General features: G+C 69.6%; 24 protein-coding genes and 1 pseudogene. 14 read left to right on the top strand and 11 right to left on the bottom strand.

Going from position 1 to position 16,622, the window contains the following annotated elements:
* The 4 genes from ACFV6I_RS26475 to ACFV6I_RS26460 all read left to right on the top strand — a co-directional run.
* Nucleotides 1-1,205 (top strand): MFS transporter (locus tag ACFV6I_RS26475; RefSeq protein ID WP_380428021.1); only part of this gene is annotated, 1,205 nt, incomplete at its 5' end.
* 123 nt (nt 1,206-1,328) lie between these two features.
* A complete protein-coding gene (locus ACFV6I_RS26470) occupies nt 1,329-2,132 on the top strand; it encodes an MBL fold metallo-hydrolase (protein WP_063350526.1) in 804 nt (267 codons plus the stop codon).
* A 6-nt stretch (nt 2,133-2,138) separates the two neighbouring features.
* The gene (locus tag ACFV6I_RS26465; RefSeq protein ID WP_063350525.1) at nt 2,139-2,570 is read left to right on the top strand and encodes a nuclear transport factor 2 family protein; all 432 of its coding nucleotides are present in this window, start codon (nt 2,139-2,141) and stop codon (nt 2,568-2,570) included.
* A 178-nt stretch (nt 2,571-2,748) separates the two neighbouring features.
* Nucleotides 2,749-4,020: an NAD(P)/FAD-dependent oxidoreductase gene (locus ACFV6I_RS26460; protein ID WP_380428019.1), complete on the top strand. Its 1,272-nt coding sequence runs from the start codon at nt 2,749-2,751 to the stop codon at nt 4,018-4,020.
* 113 nt (nt 4,021-4,133) lie between these two features.
* Here ACFV6I_RS26460 and ACFV6I_RS26455 read toward each other — a convergent pair whose 3' ends face one another.
* The 8 genes from ACFV6I_RS26455 to ACFV6I_RS26420 form a co-directional block, all read right to left on the bottom strand.
* Complete coding sequence (locus ACFV6I_RS26455; protein WP_380428017.1) at nt 4,134-4,499, bottom strand: hypothetical protein; 366 nt, start codon at nt 4,497-4,499, stop codon at nt 4,134-4,136.
* 267 nt (nt 4,500-4,766) lie between these two features.
* The gene (locus ACFV6I_RS26450) at nt 4,767-5,171 is read right to left on the bottom strand and encodes an NUDIX domain-containing protein (protein ID WP_363373676.1); all 405 of its coding nucleotides are present in this window, start codon (nt 5,169-5,171) and stop codon (nt 4,767-4,769) included.
* A 72-nt stretch (nt 5,172-5,243) separates the two neighbouring features.
* The gene (locus ACFV6I_RS26445; RefSeq protein WP_380428015.1) at nt 5,244-5,855 is read right to left on the bottom strand and encodes an AAA family ATPase; all 612 of its coding nucleotides are present in this window, start codon (nt 5,853-5,855) and stop codon (nt 5,244-5,246) included.
* A complete protein-coding gene (locus ACFV6I_RS26440; RefSeq protein WP_380370059.1) occupies nt 5,828-6,628 on the bottom strand; it encodes a hypothetical protein in 801 nt (266 codons plus the stop codon). Before ACFV6I_RS26440 ends, ACFV6I_RS26445 begins: the two co-directional genes overlap by 28 nt.
* A 59-nt stretch (nt 6,629-6,687) precedes the next feature.
* A complete protein-coding gene (locus tag ACFV6I_RS26435) occupies nt 6,688-7,464 on the bottom strand; it encodes a hypothetical protein (RefSeq protein WP_380370061.1) in 777 nt (258 codons plus the stop codon).
* Nucleotides 7,454-8,449 carry a radical SAM protein gene (locus tag ACFV6I_RS26430; protein WP_380370064.1) on the bottom strand — a complete coding sequence of 332 codons (996 nt, stop codon included), beginning with the start codon at nt 8,447-8,449 and terminating at the stop codon, nt 7,454-7,456. Before ACFV6I_RS26430 ends, ACFV6I_RS26435 begins: the two co-directional genes overlap by 11 nt.
* Nucleotides 8,450-8,910: 461 nt before the next feature.
* Entirely contained in the window at nt 8,911-9,135 is a 225-nt protein-coding gene (locus ACFV6I_RS26425; RefSeq protein WP_380428013.1) for a hypothetical protein, read from the bottom strand.
* Nucleotides 9,132-9,383, bottom strand: coding sequence for a hypothetical protein (locus ACFV6I_RS26420; RefSeq protein WP_380428011.1), 252 nt, complete (start codon nt 9,381-9,383; stop codon nt 9,132-9,134). The genes ACFV6I_RS26425 and ACFV6I_RS26420 overlap by 4 nt, the downstream gene beginning before the upstream one ends.
* Nucleotides 9,384-9,504: 121 nt before the next feature.
* Here ACFV6I_RS26420 and ACFV6I_RS26415 point away from each other — a divergent pair, with 121 nt between their 5' ends.
* From ACFV6I_RS26415 to ACFV6I_RS26395, 5 genes are all read left to right on the top strand, one after another.
* Nucleotides 9,505-10,377 (top strand): Scr1 family TA system antitoxin-like transcriptional regulator, encoded by an 873-nt coding sequence (locus ACFV6I_RS26415; protein ID WP_380428009.1) that lies wholly within the window; start codon nt 9,505-9,507, stop codon nt 10,375-10,377.
* A complete protein-coding gene (locus tag ACFV6I_RS26410; protein ID WP_380428007.1) occupies nt 10,341-10,550 on the top strand; it encodes a DUF397 domain-containing protein in 210 nt (69 codons plus the stop codon). The genes ACFV6I_RS26415 and ACFV6I_RS26410 overlap by 37 nt, the downstream gene beginning before the upstream one ends.
* A gap of 223 nt (nt 10,551-10,773) precedes the next feature.
* The gene (locus tag ACFV6I_RS26405; RefSeq protein ID WP_380428005.1) at nt 10,774-10,977 is read left to right on the top strand and encodes a DUF397 domain-containing protein; all 204 of its coding nucleotides are present in this window, start codon (nt 10,774-10,776) and stop codon (nt 10,975-10,977) included.
* Between the two features lie 111 nt (nt 10,978-11,088).
* Nucleotides 11,089-11,442, top strand: coding sequence for a Scr1 family TA system antitoxin-like transcriptional regulator (locus tag ACFV6I_RS26400; RefSeq protein ID WP_380428003.1), 354 nt, complete (start codon nt 11,089-11,091; stop codon nt 11,440-11,442).
* Nucleotides 11,435-11,644 carry a DUF397 domain-containing protein gene (locus ACFV6I_RS26395; protein WP_363373688.1) on the top strand — a complete coding sequence of 70 codons (210 nt, stop codon included), beginning with the start codon at nt 11,435-11,437 and terminating at the stop codon, nt 11,642-11,644. Before ACFV6I_RS26400 ends, ACFV6I_RS26395 begins: the two co-directional genes overlap by 8 nt.
* A gap of 157 nt (nt 11,645-11,801) precedes the next feature.
* Here the strand turns inward: ACFV6I_RS26395 and ACFV6I_RS26390 are convergent, their stop codons facing one another.
* Entirely contained in the window at nt 11,802-12,239 is a 438-nt protein-coding gene (locus ACFV6I_RS26390) for a hypothetical protein (RefSeq protein WP_380428001.1), read from the bottom strand.
* Between the two features lie 106 nt (nt 12,240-12,345).
* On the opposite strand from ACFV6I_RS26390, the pseudogene ACFV6I_RS26385 reads away from it, so the two are divergent.
* Together ACFV6I_RS26385 and ACFV6I_RS26380 are read left to right on the top strand one after the other, a co-directional pair.
* Nucleotides 12,346-12,462: pseudogene (locus ACFV6I_RS26385) on the top strand (DUF397 domain-containing protein); the annotation flags it as partial.
* Between the two features lie 144 nt (nt 12,463-12,606).
* On the top strand, nt 12,607-13,023 hold the full coding sequence (locus tag ACFV6I_RS26380; RefSeq protein WP_380370079.1) for a DUF3592 domain-containing protein: 417 nt from the start codon (nt 12,607-12,609) through the stop codon (nt 13,021-13,023).
* 66 nt (nt 13,024-13,089) lie between these two features.
* On the opposite strand, the gene ACFV6I_RS26375 is transcribed toward ACFV6I_RS26380, so the two are convergent.
* Together ACFV6I_RS26375 and ACFV6I_RS26370 are read right to left on the bottom strand one after the other, a co-directional pair.
* Entirely contained in the window at nt 13,090-13,773 is a 684-nt protein-coding gene (locus ACFV6I_RS26375; protein WP_063350520.1) for a GPP34 family phosphoprotein, read from the bottom strand.
* A 486-nt stretch (nt 13,774-14,259) separates the two neighbouring features.
* Nucleotides 14,260-14,625: a hypothetical protein gene (locus ACFV6I_RS26370; protein ID WP_380427999.1), complete on the bottom strand. Its 366-nt coding sequence runs from the start codon at nt 14,623-14,625 to the stop codon at nt 14,260-14,262.
* A gap of 141 nt (nt 14,626-14,766) precedes the next feature.
* Here ACFV6I_RS26370 and ACFV6I_RS26365 point away from each other — a divergent pair, with 141 nt between their 5' ends.
* Genes ACFV6I_RS26365 through ACFV6I_RS26355 form a run of 3 tightly spaced genes read left to right on the top strand, consistent with a single transcriptional unit; the run spans nt 14,767 to nt 16,531 of the window.
* Nucleotides 14,767-15,126: a hypothetical protein gene (locus tag ACFV6I_RS26365; protein WP_063350518.1), complete on the top strand. Its 360-nt coding sequence runs from the start codon at nt 14,767-14,769 to the stop codon at nt 15,124-15,126.
* Nucleotides 15,123-16,145, top strand: coding sequence for a hypothetical protein (locus ACFV6I_RS26360; protein ID WP_380427997.1), 1,023 nt, complete (start codon nt 15,123-15,125; stop codon nt 16,143-16,145). Before ACFV6I_RS26365 ends, ACFV6I_RS26360 begins: the two co-directional genes overlap by 4 nt.
* Nucleotides 16,142-16,531 carry a roadblock/LC7 domain-containing protein gene (locus ACFV6I_RS26355; RefSeq protein ID WP_063350516.1) on the top strand — a complete coding sequence of 130 codons (390 nt, stop codon included), beginning with the start codon at nt 16,142-16,144 and terminating at the stop codon, nt 16,529-16,531. The genes ACFV6I_RS26360 and ACFV6I_RS26355 overlap by 4 nt, the downstream gene beginning before the upstream one ends.
* The last annotated feature ends 91 nt before the right edge of the window (nt 16,532-16,622 follow it).

Here is a 16,622-nt window from a genome sequence, read left to right as displayed (position 1 = left end):
GTACGAGCCGCCGGGGCCCGTTCACGCTGCTGCGGCTGCTGACCGCCGCGGGCGGGCCCCGGTACGCGGCCGCGCTGGTGGTGGACGCGGTGGGCTCCGGCCTGCTGCGGCCGTTCCTGCTGCTGTACGGGATCGGGGTGCTGCACCTGGGCGCGGCGGCGGCGGGGCTGGCGATGTCGGCGGGGATGGTGGCGGGCCTGCTGGTGATGCCGCTGACCGGCCGGTGGATCGACCGCGGCGCCCGGACCCTCCCGGCGGCGGCCACCTTGGCGGTGCGGGCGGCGGGCGCGCTGGCGCTGCTGGTCGCGGACGGCCTGCCGGGGTTCGTGGCGGCGTCGGTGCTGATCGGGGTGGGCAGCCAGTCCTGGCCGACCACGCACGCGGCGGTGGTCAGCACGCTGACCGAGGGCCGGCTGCGGGACGCCGCGCTGGCGGCCGGGCGGTCGCTGCGCAACGCGGGGCTGGGCGCGGGGGCGCTGCTGGCCACGCTGGTGGTGACCGGCGGGGCGGGCGCGATCCGGGTGCTGGCCGGGGCGACGGGCGCGGCCTGCCTGGCCGCCGCCGCGCTGGTGCTGTCGCTGCGGGTGCGCGCGCCACACCGGGCCGCCGACCGGGCGGTGGACGTGCGGGAGCAGGGCGAGTCGCTGCGGCGGATCAGCCTGCTGAGCCTCGCCAACCTGCCGTACGCGTTCTGCTTCGACGTGCTGGAGGTGGCGCTGCCGGCGCTGCTGGTGCTGCACCTGCACGCCTCCCCGGCGTGGTCGTCGGGAGTGTTCGTGGGCAACACCGTGCTGGTGGTCGCGCTGCAGCTGGTGCTGGTGCTGCGGCTCGCGGACCGTTCGCGGCGGGCCGTGCTGGCCGCCTCGGGGGTGACGCTGGCCCTGGCCTACCTGGGGTACTGGGCGGTCGGGTCGCTGGGCGGCACGGCGGGCGCGGCGGGCGCCGCGGCGGTCTCGGTGGTGTTCACGCTGGGCGAGATCCTCTACACCGGTGCGGGGACGGCCCTGGTGACGGCCGCCGCCCCACCACACCTGCTGGGGCGGGCGCTGGCACGCTGGGAGCTCTCCTCGGGCGTGGGCCGGGCGGCGGCGCCGGCGACGCTGATGGCGCTGCTGGCGGCCGGTCCGGGGGTGCTGTGGCCGGTGCTGGCCGGGGCGACGCTGCTGGGGGCGCTGGCGGTGCTGCGACTGGCCCCGAGGACGTGAGCCCCCCGGCGCGGGTCGGATCGGGCCCGCTCCCGCCCCCGCCCCTCCTCCGGATGCGGAGCGCACCCGCAAGGCCGATGCTGGCGGCGAGGCGTGCCCGGCAGGAGGAAGGACAACAGACCCATGAGTGCTCTCGACTTCGAGATCATCGACAGCCCCGACAGCTCGCTCAACAAGACCTCCGTCCTGGTCACCGGCCCGCAGGACGCCCTGCTGGTGGACGCCGGGTTCACCCGCTCCGACGGCCGCCGGCTGGTGGAGCGGATCCGCGCCGCCGGCAAGCGGCTGGCCGCGGTCTTCGTCAGCCACGGGGACCCGGACTTCTACTTCGGCGCCCAGGAGGTCCAGGACGCCTTCCCGGAGGCACGGTTCCTGGCCACCGCCTCCACCGTCGAGCACATCCAGGAGACGTTCGAGGGCAAGCTCAAGGCCTGGGCCCACCTCGGCCCCGAGCTGCCCACCCGGCTGGTCCGCCCCGAGGTGCTGCACGGGGACGAACTCGTCTTCGAGGGGCACCGGTTCGAGCTGCGCGGCGCCGACTTCCACCTGCCCGACCGGCACTACCTCTGGCAGCACCACCACCACGCCGTACTCGGCGGCGTGCTGCTCTTCGAGGGCCTGCACGTGTGGACGGCCGACACCCCCGAACAGGCCCAACGCGCCGCCTGGATCGACCTGTTGGACGGGATCGAGGCGCTCGAACCGCAGTTCGTCGCGGCCGGCCACCGCACCGCCGGCGCGGCCACCGACCTCACCTCCGTCCGCCACACCCGGGACTACCTGCGCGCCTTCGAGACCGAGATCGGCCGGGCCCCGGACGCGACCGCCGCGAAGGAGGCGCTGGAACGGCGCTTCCCCGACCTGGGGCTGAAGATCGCCGTCGACCTCGGCACCAAGGTCGCCATGGGCGAGATGGCCTGGGGCTGAGCGACGATGATCGAGATCCCGAGGGACACCGCCTCGTTCGCCGAGTCCTCCGCCCCGGCCGACGTGGTCCGCCGCCAGTACCTGGCCTCCGCCCACGGCGACCTGGCCGCCCTGCGCGCCACGCTCGCCGACGACGTGGAGTGGACCGAGATGGCCGGCTTCCCGCTGGCCGGCACCTACCGCACCCCGAAGGGCGTCACCGCCAACGTCATGGAGCGCCTGGCCGCCGCCTGGGAGAACTGGACGGCGCACGACGACACCTACGTGGTCGACGGCGAGAACGTGGTGGTGCTGGCCCGCTACACGGCCGTGCACAAGGCCACCGGAAAGCCGCTCGCGGTGCGGGTCGCCCACCACTTCACGGTGCGTGGCGGCCGGATCGTCCGCTTCGAACAGTTCGCCGACACCGCGCTGGTCCGGGAGGCGATGACCCCGTAGCGAGCCCCGTAGCGGATTTCTTGACCGCCCCCGTAGCGGTTCGCGCACCGGTTCGCGCACCGGTGCGCGTTCACCCGTACGGGGGAGCGCGGCGCGGCGCGCCCGGCACGGCCTCGACACGCCACCCGGACGGCGGCAGGCTGGCCCCTGATTCCGGCCGGAGAGCGAGGAGTTCAGCATGGGCACGGGCACGGCGGGAACAGCGGGAACGGCGGAGGGCGGCGGGCGCGAGCGGCCGATCGTGATCGTCGGGGCGTCCCTGGGCGGCGCGAAGGCCGCCCAGGCGCTGCGCGAGGCCGGGTACCGGGGCGGCATCGTCCTGATCGGCGACGAACACGAGCGCCCGTACGAGCGGCCGCCGCTGTCGAAGGGGTACCTGCTCGGCAAGACGCCCCGGGAGAAGATCTACGTCCACCCGCCGCAGTGGTACGGGGAGCAGGACGTCACGCTGCGGCTGGGCACGGCGGTGGCCGCGATCGACCCGGCCGGACACACCGTGACGCTCACCGACGACGGCCAGGTCAAGTACGCCAAACTGCTGCTCACCACCGGCTCGACCCCACGCCGGCTGCCGGTGCCGGGCGCGGACCAGGACGGCGTGCTCTACCTGCGCCGGGTCGAGGACAGCGACCGGATCAAGGCCGCGCTGCGCCCCGGCGCCCGGGTCGCGGTGATCGGCGCGGGCTGGATCGGCTTGGAGGTGGCGGCAGCGGCCCGGGAGGCCGGCGCCGAGGTGACGGTGCTGGAGGCCGCCGAACTGCCGCTGCTGCGGGTGCTGGGCCGGGAGGTGGCGCAGGTCTTCGCCGATCTGCACCGCGACCACGGCGTCCAGCTGCGGTTCGGCGTCGAGGTCACCGAACTGACCGGCTCCGGCGGCACGGTGAGCGGCGTGCGGCTGGGCGACGGCACCACGGTGCCGGCCGACGCAGTGGTGGTCGGCATCGGCATCACCCCGGCGACCGGCCTGGCCGAGGCCGCCGGGCTGGAGATCGACAACGGCATCAAGACCGACCAGCAGCTGCGCACTTCGGACCCGGACGTCTACGCGGCCGGCGACGTCGCCAACGCCTACCACCCGCTGTTCGACACGCACCTGCGGGTCGAACACTGGGCCAACGCCGTCAACCAGCCGCAGACCGCCGCCCGCGCGATGCTCGGGCACCCGGACGCGGTGTACGACCGGATCCCGTACTTCTTCAGCGACCAGTACGACGTTGGCCTGGAGTACGTCGGCTACGTCGAACCGGACGGCTACGACCAGGTGGTGTTCCGCGGCGACCCTGCCACCCGGGAGTTCATCGCCTTCTGGCTGGCCGCCGGCCGGGTCCTGGCGGGCATGAACGTCAACGTCTGGGACGTCACCGACCCGATCCGCGAACTCGTGCGCTCCGGCCGGACGGTGGACCCGAAGGCCCTGGCCGACCCGGACACCCCGCTCGGCAAGATCTGACACAGGGACGAACACCCGTCGTCCGCACGACCACGCGGATCGTCCGCCTCTGACCCCCCCCAACGCAACGATGCCCCTCCCCGTTTCGGGGAGGGGCATCTGAAGTCAGTCCCTCAGCACTGGGGGAGGCCGTTGCTGCCTCGCGCGTGCCACAGGTCATAGTTGTCGACATATGCGCCATACACATAGTCGTGGAAATCCTGCCCACCAATGGCGGAGCCGGAGTGGTAGTACTCGCTGGTGATGTAGTACCACACGTTGCCCTGGTGGGCGATGTCCTCGCCAGTCGTCCAGCAGTAGACGTTTACCTGATCCCCGGGGGCAAGGTCCTGCTTGACGTCGTCCTTGTTGTTCGTCCAGGGCGTCCAGTACAGGCCGGCGTGGTGGCTGGTGTTCAGGGTGACCCAGCGGTCCCCGGAAGCCGCATGGGCGGGTCCGGTCGTCAGCGCGAGCCCGCCGACGGCCAGGGCGCCGGCCACGGCAGTCCGCACCACACGTTGCCTCAGGTTCCGTTTCATTCTGGTCCCCCCGTGAAGATCGGTGCCGACGCCGCTGATGCCACCAGCCTCAACGCTGAGCTTGGCAGCTTGCCCGCCATCCGACAACGGCCAGTTCCCGCCAGCCCAGACCCGTTACGGCAAACGCACCTTGCTCACGTCACTCCAGGCCAGGTAAACCACCTGACCCTGAACGCAAAGAAGCCCCTCCCCCAGATCGGGGAGGGCGCCTTTCGTGTTTCAGGCCGGCTACCAGCCCACCACGGAGAATGGTTCGCCTTTCAGATACCGGCTGATCCCGGCCTCGTTGTAGGGCTGGGTGTTCTCCGGAAGATCGTTGAGTGGGTACCACCCGACACCGGCGCACTTGTGGGGTTCGGCGTTGTACGGTTCGCCGTTCCACTCGGAGGCGGCGAGGAACCAGCCGACGCGCGCCTCTCCCTCTGGGTTGCGGTAGTGCATGACATGGACAACCCGAACGGCCTCTCGGTGAACTTCCACGCCCACCTCCTCTCGGGCTTCGCGGATCGCTGCCGAGATCACGTCCTCGTCCACGTCGACCTTCCCGCTGGGGAGATTGAGCAGGCCGTCGCTGTAGCCGGTGTTGGCTCGTTCGGCCAGCAGGACGAGGCCGTTCCGTTCGAGGATGATCATGGCGTCGTTGATCGGACGTTGGGGCTGCACCAGGTCCTCCGAAGGTGTGTCGTAGGAGGACGATAGGCCACCTCAGTGGACGCTGATGCCCAGGAGGTGGAGGTGCTTGGCGATCCACTCGACGCGGGCCTGGGTGGTGAGGCCCTGCGGGAGGTCGAAGATCGGCACGTTGGTGGCCCGGATCGCCTCGTAGACGGCCGTCTCGGCGGCACTCTGGAGATCAAGCACCTTGCCACGGAACTGGTCGCCGCCGACCTCCTGGTCGTAGTGGTCGCGGCAATGGACCACGGCGGAGTACGTGATGGGCATCCAGGCCTTACAGAGAGACTCCATCGAGCGAAGGACTGCACGCACCTGCGGGTCATCCTGGTCAAGGACGATCCGGGCGTAGGCCAGGACATTGGCCGGGGTCTTGTCGGTGATCAGGAGACTGTGGTTTCGCGCCGTACGCATGGTGGTGGTGAGCTGGGCAGCGAAGGTGTCGAGTTCGACAGTGAGGTCGAATTCGCCTTTTCCGTGAAGAACGATCTCCTCCATGAAGGGGCTCACTCGCGCGGGTTCCCCCGTGGCTGCGACGTTGACGCCCTGCTCGCGGTAGTACGCCGCGAGGGCGTGGACCAGAGTGGTTTTTCCAGCCGCAGCGGTTCCCTCGACGGCTACGACCTTGCACTCGCGGATTGGCATGGTTCCCCCAACAGGTCTTGGAAGGTTCGGGATTGGAGCCAGCCCCAACCGTCGGCGTGGGCGGCGATCATGCGGTTCACGTTGAGCCCGACCTCGCCCCAACCGCCGAGGCCAGCCGCAGACACGGCAACGAGGGCGGTGGAGAGGGAGTGCCTGAGGTTAAGGACGCTGACCCGCTCACGAGCCTCGATGTCGTTCTTCTCCAGCCACCGACGGTGCAAGCTGGTCATCGAGGTACTGCGTAGTTCCGGCTGAGTGACGTCAAGGCCAAGTTCGGTGCAGACGTCGACCAGCCGCCGGGAGGTCCCGTCGAGCAGATGGCCGGCGTCGTACCGGGTGTCGATGATCCGAGGGCCTTCATCCTTGGGGGTGCGACGGGTTGACCAAGCGGCTCGGGCACTGTCGAGAGCCGGTTCAGCGTTTTCTCGGTTGGCGACCAACACGGCTAGGTCGGAACATAGTTGGTGCCCAGTGATGAGGTCGGCGTCCGCGAATGTTCGGGCGATGGTGTCGGCCGCGGAGACTACGAGTTCCCCAGTCTCACCAGCGTCCTCGACGTACATGCTGACGTACCCGAAGGAGAGTTGAGCAAGGTCAGCCACAGGGTCCGTGGTCGGGACATCAAGCACGGCAAGCGAGAAACAGAACGCCCTATTCCCGTTCTTGATCCGGTAGTTCTTGGTCCACTCGACGTCGAGCGAGGCCACCCGACACGTTCGAGAGTTCTTGCGCGGCAAGTGTCGCGGATCGAAGAGGTTGTTGACCGTGATCACGTTGCTCCTAGCGGTGCGGGCCCGGCCCTTCGCGGGCCGAGCCCACGGTATGCCCTGGATCAGTCCTGTCGTTCATCCGGAGCGAGTACCAGGGGGAACGCGTCCCAGGCAACCAGGCCAAGCGGTTTGGTCGCGTCGAACACCCCGGTCCACTCCAGCCGTTGGGCTTGGTGGCCGGCCAGGAGTGCAACGGCGAGGGCAGACATGACCCCTGCCGCACCGATGTGTTGGGTGTGCCAGTCCCGGCCCGTCGCCCGCCCGGCCGAGGACCAGAGCTCTTCGTATGCCTGCTGGAGGGCCACCGGTGACCGGTACCGCCAGAGTTCCCGGCCGAAGTCGAGGCGGTTAGCCGTGAGCGCGTTGTCGAGTTGCATGCCGGAGTCGGCAGTGTCGACCAACAAAGCCGTACCGCGTTCGCGGCGGGGCCGGTCAGCCCACGCTTCACCCACAGCGTCGATACCGGCGCGCGGAGCCGTCAGCGGGGGACGAAGGGCGTGGAGGTCATCCGGAAAGGAGTGCCACCCGATGATCTCGGCCTCGCGGCGCGCCTGGACGAGCACGCTGTCCACGAAGGCCGGTATGTCGGACCGGTCACCGTTCGGTTCCACGGCGACACTGCGATACCCGAAGTGCAGGGTATCGGAGGCGATCTCGCGGCTTGCGGTCCGGTGTACGGGGATGAACACGGCAGCGGCACCGATCGGAACGACCTCACTGCCGTCGTCGGCCCACTGAATGCTCATCCCGGTGAGGAGCCGCACCTTTCGGGCGACGGGACGCATGTCGGCCGCGTAGGGCGTCTTGGGCCATGCCAGGTTGGAGAACTCACGCAGCACTTCCGCCTCCCCCGTGGCCGATCGCGCGGATCGAGGCCCCGAGGTACTTCCGGTAGTGGTTCTCCTTGAAGCGGTATCGCTTCCAGATCTCCTGAATCGGCTCCTCCAGTACGTTGCCGATGGGCTCGAACAGGTCTTTCGAGTCGTACACCGGCCAGGCGTTGGCCTTGCCGGTGGGCTCCACCACGATCATGTGGCCTTCGTTCTCCGGCGTCCACGTGGTGAGCCGAAGCGCGGGACTCCACTGGTAGGTGGAGCGAAGTTCGCCGAGCCGGCCAAACGCCTCGCTGGCCTCGCCATCGGTGATGAACTCATTCGCGTCCAGGTTGAGGGCATTGCCCTTCCTGAGCGGCATGATCAGCTTGACCTTGCCCGCGTTGAGAACGTCGGCGATCTGCACCGTGAACGGCAGCGCCGCCAGGGTCGAGCGGTAGACGACTGCGGACAGGGAGATCGGAATACCCTCGTCCTGGAGTGCGCGAACGCCGGGCATGACCTTGTCGTAGTCCCCGCGTACCCGGTTGGTGATCCCTCGCGGACCTTCCAGGCCGATGTTCGCGAACGCGACCTTCCCCGCAATCCGCTTCGCGTGCTGGAGGCCGTGGGTGGCGTTCGTCGGTACGGCCAGGACGAAGTTATCGTCCGCAAACATGTCCACGATCTCACCGAAGTCGCGGCGCATGAGCGGTTCACCGCCGGACAGAAAGATCCGCTTGGTCCCCTTGAGGTGGTCCCTCATGGTCTCCAGCTGCGTCAGCTTCGGGTCCGGCAGCTGGAGGACTTCCGAGCAGAACGAGCAGTCGAAGTCACAGCGCTTCGTGACCTGGAGGATTGCGGACAGGGGTTCGGTGGACCGTTGGGCGAGTTCCTGGATGTCGGTTCCCGGTGCGGCCGTGAAGTGGTGGCCGCGGGCGGCGAAGGCGAGTCCGTCGCCCATCGACAGGTCGCTGCGGGGCGGTACGGCCGGCAGGCCGAGGTCAGTCATGGTCTTCCTCCCTGAACTGATCTATGAATTAAGCCGATTTGTTTCATTCACGATGGATGTCACACGTCGCCGACCGGACGGAGGCACCCGTGAGCCAGCGACGTGCTGCCCGGCCCCCACAGAGCCGGCTCCCGCCCCCGGGGTCACCGGGGGCGGGAGTTTCAGGCCCGCCCTGGTTGTCCGTCCGTGACGTGTAACGGCTCCAGGGCGGGGGTTCCGGCCGGAGGATCAGGACTCCACCGGCCGGTGATCAAGGGGGACGGCCGCTCCCCGCCAGAAGGGGGGTGACTGGCGGGGAGCGGTGTGGCTCGACGAGGGCCCGGCACCAACACGCCCTCGGAGCCGACCGGCAGGGAAGTAGGCCCGCCGGTACTCACCCGTCCGCGGCCGTCTTTCGCGGACGGGCGTTGAACCCCGTCGTCGCAGAGGATGAGCGCTCACGCTGCGACGACGGGAGCCTGTCAGTCCGGCGGGTCCGGTTCCCACCCGCACCACACGCCGGCCGGGGTGACCGCCATCCACTCGCGCCCGCCGCCCGGCGCGCGCTGCGGCCGGGCGACCAGTTCGGCCTTGAGCCCCATACGAACTCGGATCGCGGCCAGCCCCTCAGGGGTACATCGAAGAGGGCGTTGCGCGGCGGCGATGCCCGCCAAGACGCCCGTTGCGGCGACCAGTTCGACGGTCACGAGAGCGGCCGGCGGTGAGGGTTGCACCCGGATCCGGGCGCGATCTCCCGGGGGTCGCACCGTCGCAGCTGGTCGGGCTTGGTCGTCCACTCCTGTCCCCCGCCGATCGGCCTCAGGAAGGCCGCCCCGCAGAGGATCTCCATGAAGACCCCCTCCTTCGGCTTGCCGTCGGCGTCACGGTGCTTCAGGTCCTGCACCACCTCGTTGCGAACGAAGTCGGGCAGCGCGGATTTCGGATCTTCGAACATGAGGGTCTCCGTAGCGCTTCGCACTTGGCGTCTCACTTGCTGTAGCCATGGTGGCGCGCCTGCCCCTACGATCGGAAGCGGATCTGAAACTTGAAGCGACTACTCGGCAGGTTGGTGAAGCATGGTGAACCGCAAGGAGCTTGATCCGACGTCAGGCCCGTGGGCACCTTTCGGAGTACAACTCCGCAGGTCGCGCGAGGCAGCTGGGATGACCCAGGCCAAACTGGCAAAGCTTGTTGGGGTTGACCCCTCCTACGTCTCCTACGCTGAACTTGCCCCGCCGGATCGGACACCGCCAAGTGAAGCTTTTGCCCGCGACGTTGATCGGGTGCTTGATACGGGTGGCACCCTGCTCCTCATGTGGCTTCAAGCCAAGCACTCGGCACTGTTGGATGGCTTCCCCGAGTTCGCGACCCAGGAGCAGAACGCCGCTGAGATAAGGATCTACGAAGCGGGTATCGTGCCGGGCCTGTTCCAAATCGAGGCGTACGCGAGGGCGTTGGCGGTCGGTGATGTTCGAAGAGGCGCGATCACGCAGGACCAGGCGGACGAGCGGGTCACGTTCCTGCTCGCGAGGCAGGAGCTGGTGAGGCGAAAGCGACCCCCACTCGTACACGCAGTACTCGACGAGAGCTGCCTGCGGCGCATCATCGGAGGGCGAGATGTGATGCAGGCGCAACTTACCCACCTGGAGACGCTGTACGCCGTGAACAACGTCATCCTTCAAGTTGCGCCGTTTGCGCTGGGGGAAGACCGGCCGTTCGCCTTACCGATGGTGCTCCTTACCCTCCCGGATCAGTCCTTCCTGGGCTATTCGGAGTCTGAGGGTCGCAGCCACCTGGAACGAGATACTGAGAGGCTGTCCACCTGGAGGAAACAGTACGATCGCCTTCAGGTGGGAGCGCTGGCCGAGACAGCGACTCTCGAATGGATGCGCGCTGCTCGGAAGGGGATCGAATGTCCGACATCAACTTGCTCGCTGCCCAGTGGGTGAAGTCGAGTTTCAGCCAGCAAGGCGGCAACTGCATCGAGGTGGCTCCCGGCTTCCCCGGTGTGATGCCCGTCCGCGACTCCAAGGACCCTGAGGGACCTACCCTCATGTTCCCGGCCGATGCCTGGTCGCCCTTCGTCGCCGCCGTCCGTTCCGGCGAGTTCGGCGACGTCTGACATACGCGCGCTGCCCTGAGACCCCGCCACCCCTTTCCGGAGTGGCGGGGTCTCCTGGCTGACCGCTCCCTGATGCCGTACACCGAGAGCGCCCGACAAGGGAACTTGGAGCGGACAACGGCGCTGTACAGCCCATGCTCACGACCTACTATCAACTACAGGCCCGAGCAATGTCGCAGGATGCATCCGCGGCCCTGATCAGCCAACTGAGAGAGGATCTACCGTGACCGCCAAGCCTCAGTGGTTCAAGTCTTCGTACAGCAGCAACGGCGGCGAGTGCGTCGAGGTAGCCGGGAACCTGGTCGCAGAGGGTGCCGTTCCCGTCCGCGACTCCAAGGACCCCGAGGGGCCTGCTCTCATGTTCCCGGCCTCGGCTTGGTCGTCCTTCGTTGCCGCCGTCCGCTCCGGCGAGTTCGGCGACGTCTGACATACGCGCGCTGCTCTGAGGGCCCCGCCACCACTTTCCCGGAGTGGCGGAGCCCCTCCGTGGACTGGGCGGTTCCGGGCATCAGGAGCGCCTGCGGTCGGCACTACTGGGGTGTTCAGAGGCGATTCGGACAGGAAGGCACGGTGGGCGGGACGACCGGATTCGCCGTGGTGGTGTTCGTTCGAGAAGCTTGAGCAGCAGTACGAGCGGGGGAACGTTGTCCTTCAGGTGGCGCCGTTCAGCATGGGCGAGCATCGCCCATTCGTCTCACCTGTGCGGCTGCTCACGCTCCCCGACGGCTCCCTCTTTGGCTACTCCGAGTCGGAGGGTCGAGGGCACGTGGAGCGAGACGACGTCAGGCTACTTGACTGGCGCAGACGATACGATCGCCTACAGGTTGGAGCGCTGGCGGAGTTGGCGACTCTCGAATTGATACGTGCTGCTTGGAAGGACTCTCATGGCTGACACCGATTTGACGACGGCGTCGTGGGTGAAGTCGAGCTACAGCCAACAAGGTGGGGACTGCCTTGAGGTTGCGCCAGGCTTTCTTGACTCCCTGCCCGTCCGTGACTCCAAAGACCCCGAGGGCCCTGCCCTGATCTTCCCGGCTGACGCCTGGCGGTCCTTCGTCTCCGCTGTCCGTACCGGCGAGTTCGGCGACGTCTGACGTACGCGCGCTGCCCTGAGACCCCGCCATCCCTTTCCGGAGTGGCGGGGTCTCTTGGCTGACCGCTACCTGCCGAAGATGTTGAAAGCGCGCCCGGCTCGGGCAGCCGGAGCAAGATCTTCAAGAGGCTTCCAGGGATCCGGCCAATGACTTCAGGTCAGGTCCGCTCGCGGCTCGCGATCTCGTCAGCGAGCTGCTGCACGTGGGCGGGGTCCGCGTCCCGGGCAAGGGCGACGTAGTGGTCCATGACGGCCGGCCGGTAGCGCACGGGGAACGTCTGTCCCGGGGCGAGTCGGGTGAGCTCGGTGATCGTGAGGTTTTCGTCCGCGATACCGCGGAACGAGATGCCGCTGGCGGTCTCCACGTCGAGCATCAGGACCACGCGTGGATTGCTGTTGACCTCCCGCCAGTCGACGAGAACGCCGAGCGCAAGCGCCCCCGTACGCAGTTCCGCATTGCGCTTCCGTGCATCACTGCTCAGCAACGGGTTCGGGGCGACGCCCGGGAAGTCGGGCCCGACACCGAGCGATTCCCGACTCAGGTCGGGCCTGAGCTGCGCCATCATGTCGTTGAGCTTCTTCCGCGAACCGAACATCCTGGCCCCTCCCTCACACCGGTGCCGGAATCTCGGCCTGGCGCTTCGCCTTCACTGCGATTGTACGTCGCGGCCATTCCCGGCCTCCGGCGCATCGCCCCGTCCCGGTGTTGTCCCCGTCCGCGATTCCAAGGACCCCGAGGGCCCGGCCCTTGCCTTCTCCCCCGATGGCTTCGCGGCCTTCGTTGCCGCCGTCCGTACCGGCGAGTTCGGCGAGGTCTGACGTACGCGCGCCGCCCTGAGGGCCCCGTCACGCCTTTTCCGGAGTGGCGGGGCTCCGCCGTGAACTGGGCGGGTTCCAGGCGTCAGGAGTGCCTGCGGTCGGCAATACTGGGGTGTCCGGGGGCGATTCGGACAGGGAGGTGCGGTGGGCGGGACGGCCGGATTCGCCGTGGTGGTGTTCGGCGGCCTGGGCGGCGTGGTCGCCTACCTCGCCGGGGTGGTCGGGCTGCGCGACCTGCGGCGGCTGCGCCGGGTCGGCGTCCCGGCCCAGGCCCTGGTGCGCGCCCGCGTCCCCGCCCCGGAGGACCGCGCGCTGCCACCGCGCCCGCTGCTGCAGTTCGAGACCGAGGACGGCCGGGTGGTGGAGGTCTTCTCGCCCGTCCCGTCCACCCCACGCCACCCGCTGCCGGACGGCGGCCACGTGCAGGTCCGCTACGACCCGGCCGACCCCCGGCAGGTCCTGGTGGACGGCCGCGAACGCAGGCCCTTGGAGTACGGCTTCGTGGCGCTCGGGCTGCTGATGGTGCTGGCCGCGATCACGCTGGCGGTCGCCGTTCTGTGAGGCTGCCCGACGGTTGCGACGTTCATCAGAACCGAGTCGTGGGGCGGGCCCGGCGCCGTTGCCGGCTCAGGTGATGACGGTGGTGGCGGCCGTGGTGGCGATGGTGACGGCCGCGATGGCGGCCACGGCGGCCTGCATGTTCCGGATCGCCTGGCCGACGGACTCGCCCGCCCAGTCGCCCTCGGCGATCTCCGCGAAGCGCGGCTCGACCTGCTTGCGGGGCTGCTCCGGGAAGGCCACCTTGTACAGGCGGGCGGTATGCAGGAGGGCGATCAACGTGGCGGTGCGGACGTCCGGTTCGGCGCCGTCCAGGACCACGGCGGCCAGGCGTGCGCGCAGGGCGCGCTCGACGGAGCCGTCCGCCTCCGGGTAGCGGCGGACCGGGAAGAGGCCGAGGGCGCGGTGGCGCTCCTCGACGACCAGGCCGCGCTCGCACAGCCGCTGGACGGTGTCCCGGATCGCCGTCGGCTGGTCCTTGGCCAGCCACTCGGCCGGCTTGGCCTTTCCGGCGCCCTTGCGCTCCGCCCACTCGGCGAGCCGGTCGAGACGCCCGTCGAGCAGGGGCTCGCCGGTCGGCGTGCGGTCGGTGACGGTCAGCCGACCGTCGTCCACCACGACCCGCCCGGCCAGCGCGAGGTCCGCGAGGAACCCGCCCGCCACCGCCCAGCCGGCGGTCGTACCCGCCTTCGCAGCACCGGACTTGTCGTCCAGCGACAACAGCATCAGCTCCTCGGCGAGGGTGACGTGCATGCTCCATTCCTTTCGCGGATCAGAGGCGATCACAGGCAACCGGCAACTACCAGCGGTACCCATCGGGCTCCCCCGCTTCCCCTGCCGTCCGGCGCGGCGGCTCGGCGGCGCGCCTTCGTGCCGCGCGCGGCGTGGTCGAGCCGATTCCGTGGCACCGCCGAAACACCGGCGCTCCGGCGGTTCGACCACGGTATTCCGGCGCTCCGTCACCGGCCGGAACAGCCGGGGCGAATATGACGCCCAGTCATCGGAAAGTCACGCATTTCCATGGTCGGCGCGCACCCGCGATATTCGCGGCCCGATTCCCACGGACGGACCCCCGTAGTCGGTTCGTCACGCCCCGCATTCGCTCCGTCCGGAATTCCACGCGCGAAACGCGGCCCGCGCGGGCCTTCCGGGCGGGCCTTCGGGCAGCCCTTCAGGCAGGGCTTCCGGGCGGGCCTTCCGGACGGGGCGCGGACACCCGGGCCGCCGGCCCGGCCTCGGCTAGACGTCGAGAGCGGCCTCGATGCGCTTGAGACCGTGCCGGGCGAGCGCAAGGTTGCCGCGCGAGCGGTCCAGCGCCAGGTAGAGGAAGAGCGAGCCGTGACTGCGGGTCAGCGGGCGGACCAGGTGGTACTGGGTGCCGAGGGTGATCAGGATGTCCTCGATGACATCGTCGATCGACAGCGCGGCCAGGGCGCGTATCTTCGCACGAACGACCTCGGTGTTGGCGGCGGCCGCAATCTCCAGGTCGAGCTGCTGCCCCCCGCCGAGGGACCCGAGTGACATACCGCTCTCGTAGTCGGCCACGGCCACTCCGATGGCCCCCTCGATGGCCATCGCGTCCTTGAGTGCGTCGTCAATGTTCATGCGCTGTTCGTCCTTTGCGTGACTTCCGGGCAGAACTCCCGTGTGCAGGAACAAAATAGCAAGAAGTCGCCGGTTGTGGTCGCCTCGTGAAAATGATGGAATAAAGTACGCTACCGGGGTTCAGAACGTGAAGGGGTACTGGTGCGCGCACTCGAAGCTTCTCTCTCCGATGTGCTCGGCTCCCCCGGAGTGGTCGGTGCCGCGCTCGTCGACGCCGTCACGGGTCTCAGCTACCAGTCCGCCGGGGACCACCGGCTGCTCGGGACCGGGGCCGAACTCGCCGAGCTGACCAACCTGATCGGCGAGCGGCTGTACGAGGCAGGGGCGGAGAGCGAGTTGGAGAGCCTGGTGGTCACCAGCACCCGTCATCACCAGGTCGTCCAGGTGGTGTCCCGGATGGGCGACCCCCTGCTGCTGGCCACCGTGCTGGACCGGGAACGGACCAACCTGGCGCTGGCCGTCCGCCAGACCGCCGACCGCGCGCAGGACTTGCTGGCATGACCGACCCGTCCCACGACACGGCGCCGCCCGCCATGCCCGCAGTTCCCACGACGCCGGCTCCGCCCACCGCGCGCAACGTGCCCGCGCTGCTGCTCGCGCTGCGCCGGACGGAGTTCACCGGCTCGGTCACCGTCTCCAGCGCACCGGGCGGCACGATCCACCTGGAGCAGGGTCTGGTCGCCGCGATCGAGACCCCCGGGGCCCCGACCGCCGCGACCCTGCTGCTGAAGTCCCGGCGCGTCGGCGAGGAGGAGTGGGCGTCCGCCGAGACGGCCGCGTCCGTCGGCCGGCCGGCCGACGCTCCCCCGACCTGGGGCGGCGACCTCGGCGCGGCCCTGGTGGCTCAGGGGTCGATCGGCGCCGCCGAGCTCGAAGCCGTCTGCGCCGCCGCCGCCTTCGACGGGGCCTTCGCCCTGGTGCTGAGCCCGCCCGGCAGTTGGGAGACGTCCGAGGCGGCGCCGCCTGCCAGGATCGCGCTGCGCCCGGGCATCGAGCCGGAGCGGCTCTTCGAGGAGACCGCCCGGCGGACGGCCCTGCTGACCCGCCTCTGGGGACCGCCCGGCGAACTGGCCCGCATCCGGATCCGTCCTGCCGCCCGGGCCGAATCCGGCGCGCTGCGGATCCCGGTCCGCTACCGGGAGATCCTGGCCGCCGCCACCGGCCGCCGCACCGCGCGCGACCTCGGCTTCGCCCTGGGGCGCGGTGTGTTCGCGGTGCTCCTCGACGTCGTACGGATGGACGCCCGGCACCTGCTCCACCGGGAACCGGCGCACCCCACTCCCCTGGCACCGAGCGTGGCCCCGCGCATGCCGACGGGCGAACCGCCGCCGGCCGGCACCGGGCCGCTGCCGCGCCGCGTCCGCAGCGGACGCGGCGCGGGTGGTCCGGGCGGCCCCGGCGGCCTGCCCGCCCGATCCGAGGGAGCGGCGGCCGCTTCCGAGGGTCCACCGAACGCACACCGCGCCGAGCACACCGCGCGTACCGAGACGACCCAGCAGAGTGAGAAGAGCGCACCATGAGCAGCCAGACACCGACCGCCGTGCTGGTCGACGAGTTGAAGTCCCTCCGCGACCGGGTCATGGGCATCTCGGAGAGTGTCATCTCCACCACTGACGGCCTGTTGGTGGCCGCCGACACGGCCGCCGTCCACCCCGAGTCGGCCGCCGCCCTGTCGGCCGCCATGCTCGGCCTTGGCCGGCGCACCGCGGCCGAGGTCGGCGTGGGCGGCCTGCGCGACGTGGTCACCCGCTGCAACAGCGGCTACGTCGTGGTGCTGGCGATCGGGGAGCAGGCGCTGCTGATGATCCTGGGAGACGAGGGCCTCGACGTCGCCGGCCTGCACCGCGAGTCGCCCGCCACGGTCCGCCGCCTGAGCGAGTTGCTCGGGATGGTCCCCGCGGTCTAGAAGCCTCTTGAAGATCTTGCTCTGGCTGCCCGACTCACCCCAGATTGCCGGTAAATGTCAATCAGGTCGAACTGGTACAAGCCGGGCGCGC

The organism is Kitasatospora sp. NPDC059803 (genome assembly GCF_042732255.1).
In the GTDB taxonomy this organism is placed as follows: domain Bacteria; phylum Actinomycetota; class Actinomycetes; order Streptomycetales; family Streptomycetaceae; genus Kitasatospora.
Note: the sequence above shows the minus strand (reverse complement) of the source record. Positions and strands in the feature narration are given on the sequence as shown.

Bases quoted from the DNA above. Each gene is read 5' to 3' on its own strand.
- ACFV6I_RS26470 (WP_063350526.1), top strand. From the start codon at position 1,329: ATGAGTGCTCTCGACTTCGAGATCATCGACAGCCCCGACAGCTCGCTC.
- ACFV6I_RS26465 (WP_063350525.1), top strand. From the start codon at position 2,139: ATGATCGAGATCCCGAGGGACACCGCCTCGTTCGCCGAGTCCTCCGCC.
- ACFV6I_RS26460 (WP_380428019.1), top strand. From the start codon at position 2,749: ATGGGCACGGGCACGGCGGGAACAGCGGGAACGGCGGAGGGCGGCGGG.
- ACFV6I_RS26450 (WP_363373676.1), bottom strand. From the start codon at position 5,171: ATGATCATCCTCGAACGGAACGGCCTCGTCCTGCTGGCCGAACGAGCC.
- ACFV6I_RS26445 (WP_380428015.1), bottom strand. From the start codon at position 5,855: ATGCCAATCCGCGAGTGCAAGGTCGTAGCCGTCGAGGGAACCGCTGCG.
- ACFV6I_RS26430 (WP_380370064.1), bottom strand. From the start codon at position 8,449: ATGACTGACCTCGGCCTGCCGGCCGTACCGCCCCGCAGCGACCTGTCG.
- ACFV6I_RS26420 (WP_380428011.1), bottom strand. From the start codon at position 9,383: ATGTTCGAAGATCCGAAATCCGCGCTGCCCGACTTCGTTCGCAACGAG.
- ACFV6I_RS26415 (WP_380428009.1), top strand. From the start codon at position 9,505: ATGGTGAACCGCAAGGAGCTTGATCCGACGTCAGGCCCGTGGGCACCT.
- ACFV6I_RS26410 (WP_380428007.1), top strand. From the start codon at position 10,341: ATGTCCGACATCAACTTGCTCGCTGCCCAGTGGGTGAAGTCGAGTTTC.
- ACFV6I_RS26395 (WP_363373688.1), top strand. From the start codon at position 11,435: ATGGCTGACACCGATTTGACGACGGCGTCGTGGGTGAAGTCGAGCTAC.
- ACFV6I_RS26390 (WP_380428001.1), bottom strand. From the start codon at position 12,239: ATGTTCGGTTCGCGGAAGAAGCTCAACGACATGATGGCGCAGCTCAGG.
- ACFV6I_RS26375 (WP_063350520.1), bottom strand. From the start codon at position 13,773: ATGCACGTCACCCTCGCCGAGGAGCTGATGCTGTTGTCGCTGGACGAC.
- ACFV6I_RS26370 (WP_380427999.1), bottom strand. From the start codon at position 14,625: ATGAACATTGACGACGCACTCAAGGACGCGATGGCCATCGAGGGGGCC.
- ACFV6I_RS26360 (WP_380427997.1), top strand. From the start codon at position 15,123: ATGACCGACCCGTCCCACGACACGGCGCCGCCCGCCATGCCCGCAGTT.
- ACFV6I_RS26355 (WP_063350516.1), top strand. From the start codon at position 16,142: ATGAGCAGCCAGACACCGACCGCCGTGCTGGTCGACGAGTTGAAGTCC.